The sequence below is a fragment of the Vibrio sp. B1FIG11 genome (assembly GCF_905175335.1).
Lineage (GTDB): Bacteria > Pseudomonadota > Gammaproteobacteria > Enterobacterales > Vibrionaceae > Vibrio > Vibrio campbellii.
In genome coordinates, this window is sequence record NZ_HG992752.1 from 1,966,406 (window position 1) to 1,983,696 (window position 17,291).

Annotated in this window: 12 protein-coding genes; 1 reads left to right on the plus strand and 11 read right to left on the minus strand. The window is 42.5% G+C overall.

Annotation, left to right across the window (positions count from 1 at the left end; genetic code table 11):
• Positions 1–106 precede the first annotated feature (106 nt).
• The 5 genes from KHO06_RS25430 to KHO06_RS25450 form a co-directional block, all read right to left on the minus strand.
• Positions 107–289, minus strand: a complete 183-nt coding sequence (locus tag KHO06_RS25430; RefSeq protein WP_011999143.1) for an AbrB/MazE/SpoVT family DNA-binding domain-containing protein — start codon at positions 287–289, stop codon at positions 107–109.
• A gap of 129 nt (positions 290–418) precedes the next feature.
• Entirely contained in the window at positions 419–1,729 is a 1,311-nt protein-coding gene (gene potE / locus KHO06_RS25435) for a putrescine-ornithine antiporter (protein WP_005437812.1), read from the minus strand.
• A gap of 65 nt (positions 1,730–1,794) precedes the next feature.
• Complete coding sequence (gene speF, locus KHO06_RS25440; RefSeq protein ID WP_005429232.1) at positions 1,795–3,975, minus strand: ornithine decarboxylase SpeF; 2,181 nt, start codon at positions 3,973–3,975, stop codon at positions 1,795–1,797.
• A gap of 445 nt (positions 3,976–4,420) precedes the next feature.
• Positions 4,421–4,867, minus strand: coding sequence for a helix-turn-helix transcriptional regulator (locus KHO06_RS25445; RefSeq protein WP_045371638.1), 447 nt, complete (start codon positions 4,865–4,867; stop codon positions 4,421–4,423).
• Between the two features lie 473 nt (positions 4,868–5,340).
• Positions 5,341–6,546 carry an SEL1-like repeat protein gene (locus tag KHO06_RS25450; protein WP_038890455.1) on the minus strand — a complete coding sequence of 402 codons (1,206 nt, stop codon included), beginning with the start codon at positions 6,544–6,546 and terminating at the stop codon, positions 5,341–5,343.
• Positions 6,547–7,054: 508 nt separating this feature from the next.
• Here KHO06_RS25450 and pulA point away from each other — a divergent pair.
• Positions 7,055–11,041, plus strand: coding sequence for a pullulanase-type alpha-1,6-glucosidase (gene pulA / locus KHO06_RS25455; RefSeq protein WP_212582841.1), 3,987 nt, complete (start codon positions 7,055–7,057; stop codon positions 11,039–11,041).
• A gap of 88 nt (positions 11,042–11,129) precedes the next feature.
• Here pulA and KHO06_RS25460 read toward each other — a convergent pair whose 3' ends face one another.
• The 6 genes from KHO06_RS25460 to KHO06_RS25485 all read right to left on the minus strand — a co-directional run bounded on the left by KHO06_RS25460 (position 11,130) and on the right by KHO06_RS25485 (position 17,008).
• The gene (locus KHO06_RS25460; RefSeq protein ID WP_212582842.1) at positions 11,130–11,819 is read right to left on the minus strand and encodes an EAL domain-containing protein; all 690 of its coding nucleotides are present in this window, start codon (positions 11,817–11,819) and stop codon (positions 11,130–11,132) included.
• Positions 11,820–11,839: 20 nt separating this feature from the next.
• Positions 11,840–12,316: an outer membrane beta-barrel protein gene (locus KHO06_RS25465; RefSeq protein WP_212582843.1), complete on the minus strand. Its 477-nt coding sequence runs from the start codon at positions 12,314–12,316 to the stop codon at positions 11,840–11,842.
• 11 nt (positions 12,317–12,327) lie between these two features.
• On the minus strand, positions 12,328–13,176 hold the full coding sequence (locus KHO06_RS25470) for a fimbrial protein (RefSeq protein WP_212582844.1): 849 nt from the start codon (positions 13,174–13,176) through the stop codon (positions 12,328–12,330).
• Between the two features lie 13 nt (positions 13,177–13,189).
• A complete protein-coding gene (locus tag KHO06_RS25475; RefSeq protein WP_212582845.1) occupies positions 13,190–15,616 on the minus strand; it encodes a fimbria/pilus outer membrane usher protein in 2,427 nt (808 codons plus the stop codon).
• 12 nt (positions 15,617–15,628) lie between these two features.
• Entirely contained in the window at positions 15,629–16,345 is a 717-nt protein-coding gene (locus tag KHO06_RS25480; RefSeq protein ID WP_212582846.1) for a molecular chaperone, read from the minus strand.
• Between the two features lie 72 nt (positions 16,346–16,417).
• Entirely contained in the window at positions 16,418–17,008 is a 591-nt protein-coding gene (locus KHO06_RS25485) for a hypothetical protein (RefSeq protein WP_212582847.1), read from the minus strand.
• Positions 17,009–17,291: the final 283 nt, after the last annotated feature.

Here is a 17,291-nt window from a genome sequence, read left to right on the forward strand (position 1 = left end):
GTACCAGACCTCTTCTTGTTGTTATCAATAGTTCAAAGACAGCGGCGAGCGCCAGATTTGCGAAACCAGTAGTGTATCCGACAAACCAAGATTCGCTAACTCAATTCTAGCCTTCTTCGCTGGAATCGATTGGAGAGCTGGTTTTCAGTACCATTTTCTTAATTTCCATTTTGTCTTTATTGAGCGCAATTTCGAGGGTGTCCCCTTCCCTTATCCCGAGTTCATTCAGGATCACGCTTGGAATGACTACGACGGTATCGTCACCGAGTTTAACAGGTTGGCTAATCATCTTTCGTCCCCCAATTGTCGAAAATGAGTTTTCACATCGTAAGTGGCTTTTCTTGTGTCCTCAATTTACCGGATGGATAAAAGCAAAAGAGCCTTCCACACCGCGTATGGGAAGGCTCGATTGAAAAAACTAGTTCACGAGAGGTTCATGCTTAGAAGCAATCAGACCGTACGCACTCCAACCTAGGAAGGTAACGATTGAACCCCACATCATGGCTTCGTAGCCAGAGCCGTACAATGCGTAGAAGCTGTATAGAGAACCGACTAGCGCAATGATATTCGTGGTCTTCATTTCGCGCTCAGGCACGTGCGCCACTTGCTGCATGATGAAGATTGCGCCCATACATAGGATGTAAGGAATAACGTTCGTCACTACCGCTAGGTTAACCAGCGCTTCAAATTGCTCGTTCAATGTTGGCGAGATAGTCATTAAAGAAAGCACCGATTGGATAACCGTGATGGCCACCATACCTTTGATTGGTGTGCCGCGTTTATCTACTTGTGAGAAGAGTTTCGGGAAGAAGCCTGCGTCTGAAGATGATTTGAATACGGACGCGATAGTGAACTGCCAACCCAGTAGTGAACCTGCACAAGCAAGAACCGCCATGCCCGCAACTACTTTACCCGCCGTAGAACCTAGCATCACTGTCCATACTGTTGAGAATGGCGCTGTAGAGGCAGCAAGTTCAGAGTTCGCTACGATACCAGAACAGATGTTGGTTGAAACAATGTAAACCACTGCCGCAATCAGCGTACCGCCCAATACTGCGATTGGTACGTTCTTCTCTGGGTTTTCTACCGCTTCTGAGTTCGCACAAGCCGATTCAAGACCTAGGAATGCCCAAAGTGTCATCGCGATCGACGCACTTACCGCTTCACCAAATGGTAGGTGGTGTGGGTTCCACGCTTCTACGTACATGGTTGGGCTGAAGTAGAACCAACCAACAATACCCAAAGAACACACAGGAAGGATAACGCCCCAGACCGTAAACGAGCCGATTTGACCAGTGATCTTCGCACCACCAAAGTTAGCGAAGGTACAAATCCAAAGGATAGCGATGGTGTACAGACAGGTTTCGACTGGCGACAAGGTCACTTCGAAGAAAGCCGAGCCATAACCGACACAGGTAATCGCAATCGCAATGTTGGCAATCAACAATGACAAGCCATAGGTCCAACCCGCCATAAACGCACCCGATTTACCAAACGCGTATGACGCATAACCGTTCATACCACCGTCACGTTTACTAAAGCGACCACATTTTGCGAACACATAAGCCAATGCCAATGAACCCGCCGCAGTAATCAGCCAAGATAGAATCGAAATCGTGCCCACTTGCGCCAACTTACTTGGCAGCATAATGATGCCCGAGCCAGCCATGTTAATGAATGTCAGGATGGTTAGCTGCACCACCGACATTTTTTTGGTTTCAGTACTCATAAATTATTCTCCACGAATAAACGGTTCGCACCGCGACAATCAAGTCACGATGCGAACGGGGTAGATTAATCTTTAAGGGCGTAGCAATGGGCGGTGGTGCGGCCATTGACGTCTTCTAGGTACACACCTTGAATCTCTGGTGCGAAGCCTGGGAATCGGTTGATACCTTCTTCTAGAGATAAGAAGTAATCGACCACTTGTTGAGTCCAGATTTCGCCCGTGATCACACAGATAATGCCTGGAGGGTAAGGAAGCGCACCTTCTGCTGCGACACGACCTACCGCTTCTTTCAGAGGCAAGTAATCACACTCGCCGCGGAAGTATTTGCGTGTTGCCACATCGGGTTTGTGCACCATGGTTGGGAAGTATTCGCTACGGAACATCGCTTTTTGTAGCTGTTTCACGTTCAGCTCTTTGTACATGTCATGCATTTCCTGACATAGCTGACGGATGGTGTAACCGCGGTAGCGTTCTTTGTTCGCTTCGTAAACACGAGGAAGCACGATGTTTAGCGGCGCATCATCACGAATGAATTTCTCGAAGCGGTTAATTTGCGCCACAAGATGACGGATCTTACCCATATCCTCTGCTGGAGTTAGCAAGAACAAGATAGAGTTCAAGTCACACTTCTCAGGGATGATGCCGTTCTCACGTAGGAAGTTAGCCAATAACGTTGCAGGAATACCAAAGTCTGCGTAGCTACCATCTTCAGCAATACCTGCGGTAGTGAGTAGCAATTTACATGGGTCAACGAAGTACTGGCCTTCGCCGTAGCCTTCAAATTTATGCCAGCTTGCATCTGGCTCGAACATGAAGAATTTCTTATTGGTTGCGATAAGATCGGTGTCGTAGCTGCCCCATGGTTGACCATCAACTTGGTCTGGAATGAACGGACGAATCAGCTCACAGCTTTTCAGGATTTCTTTACGTGCTTCGATACCTGTCTTAACCGCATCACGCCATAAGCGCAGACCCGCTTCACCATCGTGGATCTTCGCGTTCACATCCAATGCTGAGAACAGCGCGTAGAATGGTGAAGTGGACGCGTGCATCATAAACGCGTTGTTGAAGCGTTTGTGGTTACAGTAGCGAGCCTGACCTTTGATGTGGTGGTCTTTTTTGTGGATTTGCGAGGTTTGAGAGAAGCCTGCTTGTTGCTTGTGAACAGACTGAGTCACGATCACACCCGCATCTTCTGGTTTCAGATCCAGTAGCAGTGGAGAGCAGTCTTTCATCATAGGAATGAACTGCTCGTAGCCTACCCATGCCGAGTCAAATAGGATGTAGTCACAGAGATGACCAATCTTATCCATCACGTAGCGTGCGTTGTAGATTGTGCCGTCGTAAGTACCTAATTGGATGATCGCAAGACGGAATGGACGTTCATCACGAGCACGCTCTGGTGACACTTTCGCGATTTGAGCACGGATGTATTCTTCATCAAAACAGTGCTCATCCATACCACCGATAAAGCCCCAAGGGTTACGTGCCGTTTCTAGGTAAACTGGCATACCGCCCGCTTGGATCAATGCACCGTGGTGGTTTGATTTGTGGTTGTTACGGTCAAACATCACCAAGTCACCTTCGGTCACTAACGCGTTACATACCACTTTGTTTGAAGCCGAAGTACCGTTAAGTACGAAGTAGGTTTTGTCTGAGTTGAACACTTTTGCTGCGTGCGCTTGAGCTTGGTGAGCAGAACCTTCGTGGATCAGCAAGTCACCTAAATCAACGTCCGCGTTACACAAGTCACTACGGAATAGGTTTTCACCGAAGAAATCGTAGAACTGTTTACCCGCTGGGTGTTTTTTGAAGAACTGACCGCCTTGATGTCCTGGACAGTCGAATGCAGAGTTGCCCATTTCCACGTAGTGAGTCAATTGTTTGAAGAAAGGTGGAAGTAGACGACATTCGTATTTGGTGACAGCCTCATTGATTTGGCGACCGTAGTATTCAATTGACTGTCTTTCCAAATCGATAACGCCGGTTAACCATACGTAATCTTCTGCTGAAACTGGGTTTTCATCTGTTACTAAGAAAACCGGAATGCCATAACCCGTTTCAGAAATAATTTTGTGTAGACCAGCCTTAATATCTGCAGAAGTAATAATTGCAGCGCCAACGTCAGTTAATTCGACGTGCTCAAGTGGTTTTAAAGTTCGGTTAAATTGCTCATCCAAAGATTCAGATAATAAACTGAAGTCTTCTGGCATGTAATTACTAACACCGATAATTAAACGTTTCATTTGAAATATCTCTTATTTGTTCTGTAAAGACGACAAGCACAGATATTACAAGTGAAATTAATATTTAAAATTCAAAAAACAAATTTCGTGATTATTCGTTCATAATTAAAACTCTTATTTTCTCGAAATAAAATTTCGCGATCTTTATCACTTTCCTTTCGATAAGCCAATGATATTAGATTCTGGCTTAAATTGAATTCAGGTGAAGAATTATGTGACCTCACCAGTTGTTATTAAAAAAGGAATCAAAAGAAAATAAAATTTTGCGATTTTCATCACTCTATATTTAATCACTTTGATTTAATAGATTAAATACAAACAATAATTACGCTTATATTTAACAATTTATAAACCATAAATAAAAAGCCATCAACATTTCTGCTGATGGCTTTTCACGTTATTGTTTTTTCTTTGGTGCTTTCTTCGATAAACGTAGAGAGCCAATCTAATCAAACAAATGGCTATCGAGTTTAACGCCATTATTCGACCACAATTGATACCGTTTCACCGCGATTCCAGACGAGTACATGGTGTGCTTACAGTCCATACATTCGACAAAGTACAGGCCACTCATGCCAGCCATGACATGTAACCTTCGGCTGTCACAGCGCTTACACGACAAGCGTTGCACCTTACTGTTTACATCGACACGGCGAGCGAAGTTAAGCGTTTCATGGGAACACAAGGCATCCATCGCACTGTCTTTAAACGGGTGCTCACTGAGCAAGTGATTGATGGCGTAATCGTACACCGGGGGAATCGATGTTTTGCCGTTCTCTATATTGGTTATCTTAGCAACGGAAACACCCAACAAAGATGCAAATTCCACTTTGCTGTATTCCAAGATAAACCTTGAAGAGATGAACTTATCTGCACTAATGATTCTCAACATACACAAATCTCTAATGGACATAAAAAGAGCATGACGTTGCCCCTTTATGTTGAAAAGGATAATAACAGGTTGCTTCTTACTGTATTTATACGCAGAGTGTGCGCTATTTTTATTTTTGGGTATATTGCGCTTAATTTAGTTAAAGATCAACAGACACTAATTGAAACCAAAAATAGAAATTAAGATTTAATAATATAAAACTTAATACCAAATATTAGTTAAAGTAATGAGTGTCATTAGAAAAACACAATTTAAGCTAACAAATTATTTTCATAGCTATAGTACGAGCTAATCAATAATAACGGATTGGAGCTTAAATCATGTATTTGCAGCAAGGGGGGATTTCCCTCTATTTATCGATTTATATAAGAATAGGTTGGTGGTAGGTAAAATTCTGTTGAAGCTTTGCATAAAGATCACCCAACAACTATGCAAACGATAGAGTAAAGAAGAATTTGAGTGATAAAAAAGCCTCACGAATGAGGCTTGTTGAGATTCTGTGGCTGTAAAAAGTTTTGCGTAAAATCGAGCACTTCTTTGGAAGGTTGTTTTGGTGGAGGTGCAAACTCTTGTTGAACAGGCATCTCCGTTTCAAAGTTCAACTCTGGTGTGTCACCGAGGAGGCTTGCTTCATCATGATGTTCCTCACTGAGCAGCTCGTTTAGCTCCTCTTCACCAGGGAAGTACGGCTCACGCTTATAGACCTTGTTCAATGCACGAATGATGGAATGCTTCTTCACAACACCAGACGCTAACTTTCTTTGTAGCGGCTTAGCAATTGATTGTAAGCCAACCACCACATCCACACCGATGTTGCTGGCAACCTCATCGCGCACAACTCTCGCAGGCTCATAACCCATGTTCGCAGACAAGAACAACCAAACGTAAGCAATCGCGTTACCTGTTTTGCCTGTGTCTTTCCAAGCTTCACCTGCATGATACATGGCCTCCGCACTACCACACTCTGCTGCTCGTTCTAACCAGTAGCAGCCTTTTACCATGCTCTTTTCAGTACCAATGCCATTGAGGTAACAAAGGCCAACTTGGATTTTGCCATCCGCACTGTCTTGTTCTGCGGCTTTCATAAACCAAAATAAGGCGTCTGCTCGCTGACCTGATGTATTTTCTGGTGACAACTGCCACTCACCCATATACAGCATGGCTGGAATGCAGCCTTCATCAGCAGCTTCTTCGATTAATTGGTGACCTTTAGGAATGTTTTTCTCTGTGCCACGCCCAAATACGAGCGCTTTACCTGTGGCAAACTTTGCCTCAACATCCCCTTCTAAGCCCGCAATCGCCGTTCGCCAAAAGTTGGCTTGCTCTCTTAAGATCACGTCTTCACGCATGCGCTCTGCCAAACGAACGACACCGTACATGCCGGTAACGTTATCCAGTTTGGCGGCTTTGTCGTACCAATACAGAGCTTGCTTGATGTTTTCTCGTTCCGCTTCTTTTGCTAAATAGAGAATGGTCGGCACATGGCCCGTTTCCGCCTTAAACGCACGTTCTTTACGTTCTTGCTCTCGCGCTTTTTGCATCGCCTTTCGATACGCCGCCTCGCGCGCTTTCCTCTCAGCTTCGAGGCGTTGTTTACGCATCGACAGCGAGATCATCCAAACAAATATCAGGATGAGTGAAAGGCCAGTTGCTGCAATAGCAATGCCCATACTACTCATAAACCGCCTCTTTAGGTCAGAGCCCATCATGGCTTCCCGCTTTGGGAAACCTTCAAAATTCTTAGTGATTGTACGACTGCATTAACCACAGCACGCACGCTCTATTATATAACGACCAATCGAATAAAATCTGAAGTTTACTGGTCCCGAATGGTGGCTTTTTCGTTAATATCACCGCCACTTATTTTTAAGCAAAAAATAACACCCCAAATTTTATAGAAATGAGTCACAGTTTTGGGGCTTAGATATTCTCATCCCCTATCATCCCCCCTTTCTCCTCCTATAAAAATTTACATCATTAGGCTGTGCTCGATATCTCACTATGCGACCGATTTATTATTTAATTTGTGAACAAAATCTACTGTGATAGAAAATTTTCACTTGTAAAAAACTTAACGGCCTGCTCTCACATTTTGCTGATAGTTCAGTGTATTAGCATCTAGTTGAACATTTCCTTTTCGGCATTTTGCCAATCTATTATCAATTCAATAACAATGGATTTGTAAACGTGGACAATAAAACATTTAAATTATCAGCGATCGCCAAAACCGTTCTGCCTTTGATTTCCGTAGCGGTTATCAGCGGTTGTGGCAGTGATAGCTCTAGCGATGACACAACGAACCCGGGCTCTGGCCTACACCCTGCGGGAGAGAACGAAGTTGTCATCTATTACAAACGTGACGTAGCATCAGCTTCAACAGCAAACGACTACGATGGTTGGGGTCTGCACCTTTGGAATGGTGAAGGCTGTACCAGTACTGACCTAGAAGCAATGGGGATTGCTGATGGCGGTACAGACTGGGCATCACCACTTCCATTCGATGGCATCAGCGACACTTACGGTGCGTACTACGTGCTTAAAGTCGATCCAGATGCGTCTGACCCACATAACTGTATGAACTTCATCCTGCACAAAGGCGACGAAAAAGCCTTCGGCAGTGGCAATTCAAAAGTGGACCTGACCAAGCTAGGTGAATCACAAGGCCTATTCGGCTTCCACGGCAGCAGCGAGCTTTACTACGAGCCAATCGAAGAACGCCCTGTAGACATCGATGGCCAAAAAGCCCATTGGTTAGACGCTGAAACCATCGCTTGGGAAGCGGCAGGTAGCGCTGACTCCATGAAGCTTTACTACAGCTTGACCAATGACATCAAGATGGATGAAGACAAGCAAATCACTGGCGGTACAGCGGTTGAGCTGACAAAAGCTGGCGACTTGTCTGATGAACTAAAAGAGCGCTTCCGTCACCTTGCTAGCCTGCAAGCTGCGGGCATCGACGTGGATGCCGAGACACTACGTACGATTTTGAAATCTCAAATCGTGATGGTCGCTTACAATGCCGATGGCGATGTGACTTCAGCTACTGAAGTACAAAAACCAGGCGTGCTTGATGCCGTATTTGCAGATGAAGATGCAGGTAATGCAATCAGTGAAGAGTTGGGCGCAATTGTTGAAGGTAGCGCGGCAACATTCAAACTTTGGGCACCAACCGCGCAAGACGTTGACCTAATCATCTACGATGCGAACTTTGCGGAAGAAGCGACAGTTGCAATGACTGAGAACCCAGAAACAGGTATCTGGGAATCGGAAGCGCAAGGCAACGTACTGAACAAGTTCTACCGTTACCAAGTGAAGGTTTACCACCCGACGACTGGTGTTGTTGAAACTCGTCTAGTGACTGACCCTTACTCGCTAAGCTTGTCGCAAAACTCAATGTACTCACAAGTTGTCGATCTAGACAGTGCAAGCCTGCAACCACAAGGCTGGAATGATTACGATCGCCCAACGGTTGAAAAAGATGAAGACCACGTTCTTTACGAATCACACCTTCGTGACTTCAGCTTTAGTGATACTAAAGGCACACAATCTCTAAACGGTAAGTACCTTGCACTGACAGAGCCTGAGCGTGAGTCGGTTACTCACCTGCAAGCACTGAAAGACGCAGGTCTAACGACACTTCACATTCTGCCAGCGTTCGATATTGCAACGGTTGACGAAAACGCAGAAAAACGCGTTGATATCACAGATACCGTAGGCAAGCTATGTGGCATCAAACCAGCGGCTTCAATCTGTGAAACAGAAGACAACGCTAAAATCATTGAAGATGTACTAAACAGCTACGATCCAGCAACGGGCGCTGCACAAGCACTGATGAACGATCTACGCATGCTAGACAGCTTCAACTGGGGTTACGACCCATTCCACTACACTGTGCCAGAAGGCAGCTACGCGACCGATCCAAACGGTTCTAAACGTATCCTTGAATTCCGTGAAATGGTTCAAGCGACACACAAAATGGATCTGAAGCTGGTTATGGACGTGGTGTACAACCACACTAACGCATCGGGCATAAACGAAAAATCTGTCCTAGATAAGATCGTCCCTGGATACTACCACCGTCTAAATGTGAACACGGGTGGCGTTGAGAACTCAACTTGTTGTGACAACACAGCAACTGAGAACTTGATGATGGGTAAACTGATGGTTGACTCATTGCTTGTGTGGGCGGACGACTACAAAGTTGACGGCTTCCGTTTTGACTTGATGGCACACCAACCTAAAGACTTAATGGAATACGCTCTGAAGCGCGTTAAACAAGTCGATGAAAACACACTATTCTACGGTGAAGGTTGGGACTTCGGTGAAGTAGCAAACAACGCTCGCTTCGACCAAGCAACACAAATCAACATGGCTGGCACTGGCATCGGTACCTTCTCTGACCGTCTACGTGACGCGGTTCGAGGTGGTAGCCCATTCGATGGCGGTGTGGACTCTGAAGGTAAGCACCCACTTCGCTTTAACCAAGGTTTTGGTAACGCAGGTTACCCGAACGAAGAAACGAAGACAGATGCAGAAGCGGTAAACGGTCGTCTACACAACCAAGACTTAGTACGTCTAGGTATGGCAGGTAACCTCGCAGAATTCGTTCTTCTAGACTTTGAAGGTGAAACTAAACTTGGTAAGAACGTAGACTACAACGGTGCGCCAGCGGGTTACACTAAGATACCTTCTGAGAACATCTCTTACGTATCTAAGCACGATAACCAAACGCTGTGGGACAACAACGCGTACAAGATCGCGACTGGCACTTCATCTGCTGACCGCGCACGTATGCAAACTGTGTCTCTATCTACGGTAATGCTTGGTCAAGGTATCCCGTTCATCCACATGGGTTCTGAGCTACTGCGTTCGAAATCAATGCAGCGTGACTCTTACGATTCAGGTGACTGGTTCAACCGCGTTTACTTCGACGGTAGCGACAACAACTGGAACGTCGGTCTACCTCGTGAAGACAAAGACGGCGCAAACTGGGAGCTGATCAAAACTATCGTTGCTGACAGCACTGCGATGCCAAACACTGACGATATCGAGCTAACTAAGCAACAATTCCTAGAACTACTGACTATTCGTAGCTCAAGCGAACTGTTCCGTTTAGATACCGCTCAAGAAGTCATGAACCGCGTTGACTTCCGCAACGTAGGCAAAGACCAAGTGGAAGGCTTGATCGTCATGTCTATTGATGACGGTGTATCAGCAGGTAAAGATCTCGACGCGAACTACGATGCAATCGTAGCTGTAGTGAACTCAACATCAGAAACGAAATCGTTCAAAGTTGAAGGTGCAACTGGCTTCGAACTGCATGAAGTTCAAAAAGACTCTGCAGATAGCCGTGTGCAAGGCGCAAGCTTCTCAGGCGAAACCTTTACGGTTCCAGCACTAACAACAGCGGTATTTGTTCAACCACAAAACGGCGCTCAAGGTGCAGGTCTACCAGTAAACACTGACAACAAAGACGTATCGAGCATTCCTCCTTACGGTGAAACAGTCGTTTACGTTAAAGGCACAATGAACGATTGGTCGGACAACAGCGATTGGGTAATGACCTTCATCGGCAATGGCATGTACTCTGTAACTGGCGTTCTTGAAGCTGGTGAGCACGAGTTCAAATTTGCGGACTCTGGCTGGGCAAATCCAAACATTGGTTGTGATGCGGCAGAGCAAGCGTCTGGTTCACTAGATTTAGGCTCAGAAGGTAACTGTAAGTTGTCAGTTGCTGAAACAGGTAAGTACAACTTCACTCTGAACGCACTACACGCTCAAGATGAAAGCGTAGAAAAGCCTGTTGTATCTGTGACTAAATCAGCGGATGCACCAACGTTCGGCGAAACAGCACTTTACCTACGTGGTGATGTAACCGATGCAAACTGGGCAGCACTAGAGACAGCAAAATTCAGCTACGTTGCGAATGATGTTTACTCTTTAGACATCGATCTAAAAGCGGGCATATTCGATATGAAAGTAGCGAGCTCAGACTGGGCAGATGCAACCAACTTTGGTGGTCAAGGCGCGATTGAATTTGGCACACCACTGACTATGGAAGCGGGTGGCTCAAGTGGCAACATCAGCATCACGCTAGCAGAAGATGGAAACTACAACTTCCACTTCAACGCAGCGGATAAAGCCGCGCCAATCGTGACGGTGACTCAGAACTAAAAACAGTAGGCACAATTACGTGCTAGTTTGGGGAGGGTAAACCTCCCCTTTAATTACGCAATATACTCGAATAGGCTGTGCCTGCTTCCTATAAACTGAGGGATGCGATACTCAAAGGAGATGAATAATAGTAACCTTGTACATAACAACTTAAGTCCATTAGCAAGTGATCGTGCCGGTTAGTTTCGACTCCTTCAAATATTACACCTTTCTCACAAAATTTGGATAATATTGCCAACAAAAAAACAACATCGTCTCTGTTAAAGTAATCATGGACAATTCGCTTATCTATCTTTACTCGGTCCCAGGGAAAGCTAACGAGCGCGGCATTACATAATTCTATATACGGGTCGTAGTCGTCCATCCAGAACTCCATACCCCTTTCTCTTAGTAAGCAGACATTATCCATTAACCTTACTGTTTTCATGTCATTATCTTCTTCGTTAATCTCCAAAGCAATGCTGGAATATTTCCTCTTGATTATTTCGTCAACAAAATATTTATCTTCGAGCTGAGCGAAACCAATATTTAGAGAGACTACTTTTTCGAAATTCAAAGACTTCACGAGATCCAATTGATAAAGAAAAATCCTTTTCAAGGTTGCATCGGAGAATGATCTGATTATTTCGTTACTTACTCTTTCTCCGGAAAGATCATAGATCCTGGCCAAAGCCTCGTAAGCAACGATCGAGACTTGAACGTTTTTGAAAATTGGTTGAAAAACAGTGTCTAATAAAAACCATTTATCATGGTGAAAAATCATAATCTTTTCATTCATAAGTGATTAACCAAATACTTTTACATAAAACTGTATATGAAACCAAACTCTAACTTGTAAATGTCAAACTCAGAAGATTCATTTTTTAAGTTGGAAATATTATTTAATGACAATCTCAAATGAACATTTTCGACGTGCTGGTATTTAAAACCTATTGATGTCATAGAAGATAAGTTTCCTTTTAAACTAGAAAGTCCTAGACCTAATTCTGGGGTGAACCTGTAATGACCATCTAAACCAAGCTTTAACTTTAGTGAATGCAGGTTATGTCCTCTCTTGTTTGAGTCACTTTGTAAATGTTCAATGTTGTATTCGATCCCAATTTGGTCATTAATATTTTTTCCGACAAACAAACCAACACCGAAATTCTCGCTATTTATATAATCACCGTTTACGTATGTTTCAGATAAAATGTTGTAAGAGACACTCTGCCCAACATAAAAATTAGCTAATGCCGGAGAAGAAATAAGGAAAAATAGAATAGTTAACCGTGTCACCTTACCTCCAACTAATTATAGCTTACAGTGAAATTACCGATAGTTTTAACAACACCGAGAGAAACATCGCCAGATAATCTAGTGTAATATGCTCTTAAGGGTATTATTACCTTACCTGACTCAGAAGAGTTGTAATTAGTAATCTCGTTACCACTCCAGTTAATTGGTTTGTCTGTGCTTTCATTAATAACCGTGAAACCGACACCGTTATTGCCTGTTTGAAGAACTCTTGCATCGTCTGTTACCTTTTCGGAGGAAAAAGTAACGTACAATGGTCGACCAACGGCTCCTTGACAGTCGATTTCGATGTATTCTCGAGCGGAGCTGCTCAAAAGTCTTGTGCCGATTTCTACTGATTTAATTTCAGCCTTAGAAATTGGAGGTAGCTGTATATTTAACGAACTTTGAGTTACAGAACAGGAAGAAGACTCAAGATTTCCTGATAAAGTGAATAACAACTTGTCCGGTTCGACAACACTCCGGCTTAAATTGTTATATATATTCAGACTAAATTGAAAATCTATCTTAGAAAGATCGTAATATGATTTTTTAAAGTTGTTCAGTAGTGAAACCTCAAGATTATGTTCGTTAGCATCGGACAACGATAACTTAATCGCAATCTCCGATTCTCTGTTTAGTATAATTGAGTTCCCTTTTTCGAGAACAGTCGTATTTTCATCGTTAGATATAGAACATTGATTACTACAATATCTAGATATATCAATAATCTTGGTAGCCAATATATCAGATGTTGAAGATTTTATATTACCAAAGTTTAGAGTCTCTATAGATACTACTTTCGCATAGGAAAAAAAGGATGCCGAAAAAAAGCCGAATAGCATCAACCATTTCCATTTCATATTAATTACTCCTTTAATTACACAATACGTCGGTCATTATTAACCCATCGCTTTCTTTATTTATAAGAAAATCAGCTTCACAAGATTCGTTCTTTAGTTTTTTAGACAACCAAAAAACCTTAATTTTTCCACTATCCGGAACTCCACTCAAATATAAGTTTCCTCCATCAATCATACCCTTCGAGACTAGCTTTCCATCTTGCTCTATGACTGCCTCTGCGCCTGTAGGAATGTCTTTGACATTAGCTACCTTAAACAAAACACGATGGCCCTTTTTTACATCAAATTTGATAACAGATAAGGCCCCTTTACTAGGTATAACTTTTTGAGAGGAGTCTATAATGTCGGTATCAACCGGCAACTTATCAACGTCTATATCTATTTTGTTTTCCGAAAAAGCACGTAAGTTAGGCACTACAGCGTAGCCTTGACTGTTAGTAGTAATACCTCTATGTGTTTTAAATGAGACGCCTTGTGTATCGTTAGCATCTATTAAAGCATTACCTTGTTCCATCGATAGAGTTTGGGATAACGTTACGCCTTTGTCGAATGCTACCAAGCCTCCCTCCAAAGTAAGGTTAGCCCAATCAATATTGTCGCTCCTATTTATGGAAGCATCGAGTTTTACGACAGATGACTGATAAGAAACTGCGCCTCTATATGACTCGTTCCCCTTAGTATTTTTCCCCAAAGCTAAAGAGTAATTTGCCTTGTCATCTAGTAGTTGCCCTGTTACGCCTAGATCAGTATAAAGGTCATCTTCGTTAAATCGAGTATTCGAGAAAACATATGCTTCATGTTCTTTATAATCAATAGGAAAAGATATGCTTAAAAGAGAAACCAAATTGTTATCATCTTTGGATCTGTTATATTGTAATCCCATATTTAAGGTAAAGCGTTCTATCGTTTTTGAATATGATGAATTTATAAAGTAGCTATGATCGAGATCGAAATATTTGTCGAAAGTTCCACTTAGCGATAAGCTCCCATATCTGTTATCAAGGCCTAATCTCTGAGATATAGAGAGCATATATCTAGATTTAAAGTTCTGAGAATTAACATCTAAACCAGAACTGTTGTCTGGGATCTCTCCAAAAGTAAAAAAATCTCTAGATAAATTATGTCGAATATTTGCGGTTAAAGAAGTTCCTGAACTTCCAAAGTTTTTTGCGTATGCAGCTTTGATTTGACTCCCTAAAGCTGTTCTAGGGTCAAATTCAGATATAGAATGTGTCAAATCAAGTGACATTGCACCAAGTATTGGATGATAATGTCCAAAGCCAAGGGCCAAAGCGTAGAAATCCTGACTTATTTGTCCTCCGCCATAAACAGTAGAGTTGTCCGTAAAGCCGTATGAGATGGTACTATCCAGAAATAATGGTTTGGATCTTGATTCTGTATTCCTAAGTCTACCTGCAGAAACACTATAACTATATGTGCCTTCCTTTTGCAGTACTGGTAGGCTAGCAGGAGAAAATGTGTAAGAGGTAGTTTTGCCGCTACTTTCTACGACCTCGACAAGCATATCTCCTTGGTTATATCCAATATCCAAATCCTCAAGCTCAAATGGGCCGGCTGGAACACTTTTCTGGTATAGAATTCTCCCATTTTGCTTTAAATAAACGATAGCTGGGGTGGAAGCGATGCCTTTAATAGAAGGTGAGAAGTTTCTTTTATCATAAGCCAGCATCTGTGTATCGGAAGAAAGCTTGATCCCTTCGAAGCCGTAACTTTGGAAGATAGTATTTGCAGTTGAAGTTTGCCCAATAGTTAAGATTCCTCCCTGACCAAAAGAATAAGCTCTATCGATATACGTGCCTATAGATTCGAATTCACTATCATCATTTACATAACTCCAAGTACTTGAATTCCTAAAACGCCACTCTCCAATATTGAGACCAGACTGGAAACTCGAAAACAGACTATCTTTGCCGGTGCCGAAATATTTACTTCCAGAAAGATAATAATTTGCGATAAAACTATTTTTGCCTACATCCCAAAGCTTGGGGTTCGTTATGAAAGGACTATCTTTTTCGAGATAAACTTGGGGCACATCGAGAATATATTGATGTTCGTCAACCAAAAAGTGTGATGTGGCCAGTGGAAAGTCCTGATTTAAATCAACACACACATCCTTTGAAGTAGAGTCATAAGATATCCCCCAGTACACTAAATCGTATGGGCTAACACATGCAACTAACTCTTTTTTTTCATCGAAATGAAAGTTCAATAACTTCTGTTCAAGTAGATTGTTATTTAGTACAACATCGACAAAGTATTCACCTTCCGATAGATAACTATTTTCAGCGAGGATACTAGAATTTACTGCGGCTCCTCCCAAAAAGTCACTATTGACGTTAAAAAAACTTGATGAAATATCGCTGGCCATTAATCGTGTAGATATCATGAAGAGCAAACTAAAAATTGCTATTTTTACCAAAATTAGTTCCTTTTATATCCTTATTATTGTGCTTTCCAAAACCCCACCTAAATCATCGATAACCCCGTAGTTCAGTTCAGATGTATCAAGGTTATGTTCTTTCGGCAGGGGTGTTTTTCCGGTAAAAGGCTTTAGCATTGTATTTTCTATAGGAATATCTTTTCCTCCTATCTTAATAAATTTCAAGGAAATATAGTAAGGAGAGGTGTTGTATAAATAATTAGTGCCGTTTTGTCTGACTATATCTAGTCCCTTTTGTGCTTTTTCCACATCAAATTCGTTATTTAGTCCACTTGGCCTGAAAAACATTTTTATTGTGTGGGTGATAGAAAAGTCCACCCCACCATGAAGTTTGTTACCATCGCCGAGTGTGCTCTGCCTAGGTATTTGCATGACGTTGATATAGAAAATAGACTCTCTATCGGACGGAAGCCCTTCTTTATCAATAAGGTTGATTCTTAGGGAAAATTCACCTCCAGGTCTTAAGAGATGTAGCGGAGGCGTGATTATAAAGCGATTTGACTTGTTTTTAGATTCACCATCATTTACCCAACTTCTCATCAACCAGCTTCGCTTTTTTTCTAGACTTGCGACTGTGAGAGATGTGCTTTTGTAACCCGAATCGTAAACTACCCTCGTTGACCCAAGGTAAACCCCTTGTGCAGCTGTTACTAAACTACTCATAGCAAGGGAAGCTAAGAAGAAAAACTTACTGATTGGTTTTTTCATTTCGACCTCATAGCCCCCTTTCCAGAGGGAAAGGGGGTAATTGAAATTAGGAACAAATACCTAACATTTCGATTAGCGGTAAGTTACCGTGTATGTGTACGATGAGTTAAGCTTCGTTCCTTCAGTTAGATCGCCAGTTGAATCAGTTGCAGTTTTGAGAATGTTAGCTTGAACGTTGAAAGATGCAGAATCAGCAGTAGGGTCCACGTTGAATGTCGAACCGGCAGCAGTAGTAAAGTCAACGAATTTCGTTTTACCGTCTCCACCAGCTCGACCATCAGTAACAGTAATGCCCGCGCCTACGTCATCTGTCAAAAATAGCTGGTAACCAGCTTTGGTAGTTTCAACGTTGTCAAACTTACCATGCGAACCAACGCTCGCTTTCGGGGTAATCTTCACGCTCAAATCTTTTCCTTGACACGAAGACAAACTTATCTTTGACGAAACTTGTTTTGTAACACCGGCACTTGCTGCATTCCACGCGATTGGCGGTACAGAAAAACGAAGAGAGGTGTCATCAATAGAAACAACACAAGTCGTCGCTGTGATCTCACCAATAAGCTGAACTTGGCCTTGGCCGCCTTGAACAAGATCTGTATCTGCAAACGCAGAAGAACCAAAAAGAGTTGCAGCAATAAGGAGCGTTGAGTGCTTGAAGTTCATATTTTTTCCTTTATGGGTTAATTTTACTTATTACTTAGAGGCAGACTACTCAGGCACATGTAAATAAGAAACTTATTATTAGCACCCTAAAATAATTCAATTAATAAAATACATTAAAAAGGATAATGTAATTACCTTTAAAACCAATCGATTCTATTAATTCTCCGCCTCTGTTAATAGATAATACATTCATAAATTGATCTAACAACGTCAAAACCACAACTATGTTCAATTGGACAATAACAATGAACATTCTAACATCACAAGATTCTTCTCTATAGAT

What these genes read in the sequence shown, in the direction of transcription:
- speF (WP_005429232.1), bottom strand. Translation starts at nt 3,975, where the DNA reads ATGAAACGTTTAATTATCGGTGTTAGTAATTACATGCCAGAAGACTTC.
- KHO06_RS25450 (WP_038890455.1), bottom strand. Translation starts at nt 6,546, where the DNA reads ATGAGTAGTATGGGCATTGCTATTGCAGCAACTGGCCTTTCACTCATC.
- KHO06_RS25480 (WP_212582846.1), bottom strand. Translation starts at nt 16,345, where the DNA reads ATGAAAAAACCAATCAGTAAGTTTTTCTTCTTAGCTTCCCTTGCTATG.
- KHO06_RS25485 (WP_212582847.1), bottom strand. Translation starts at nt 17,008, where the DNA reads ATGAACTTCAAGCACTCAACGCTCCTTATTGCTGCAACTCTTTTTGGT.
- KHO06_RS25445 (WP_045371638.1), bottom strand. Translation starts at nt 4,867, where the DNA reads ATGTTGAGAATCATTAGTGCAGATAAGTTCATCTCTTCAAGGTTTATC.
- potE (WP_005437812.1), bottom strand. Translation starts at nt 1,729, where the DNA reads ATGAGTACTGAAACCAAAAAAATGTCGGTGGTGCAGCTAACCATCCTG.
- KHO06_RS25430 (WP_011999143.1), bottom strand. Translation starts at nt 289, where the DNA reads ATGATTAGCCAACCTGTTAAACTCGGTGACGATACCGTCGTAGTCATT.
- KHO06_RS25460 (WP_212582842.1), bottom strand. Translation starts at nt 11,819, where the DNA reads ATGAATGAAAAGATTATGATTTTTCACCATGATAAATGGTTTTTATTA.
- KHO06_RS25470 (WP_212582844.1), bottom strand. Translation starts at nt 13,176, where the DNA reads ATGAAATGGAAATGGTTGATGCTATTCGGCTTTTTTTCGGCATCCTTT.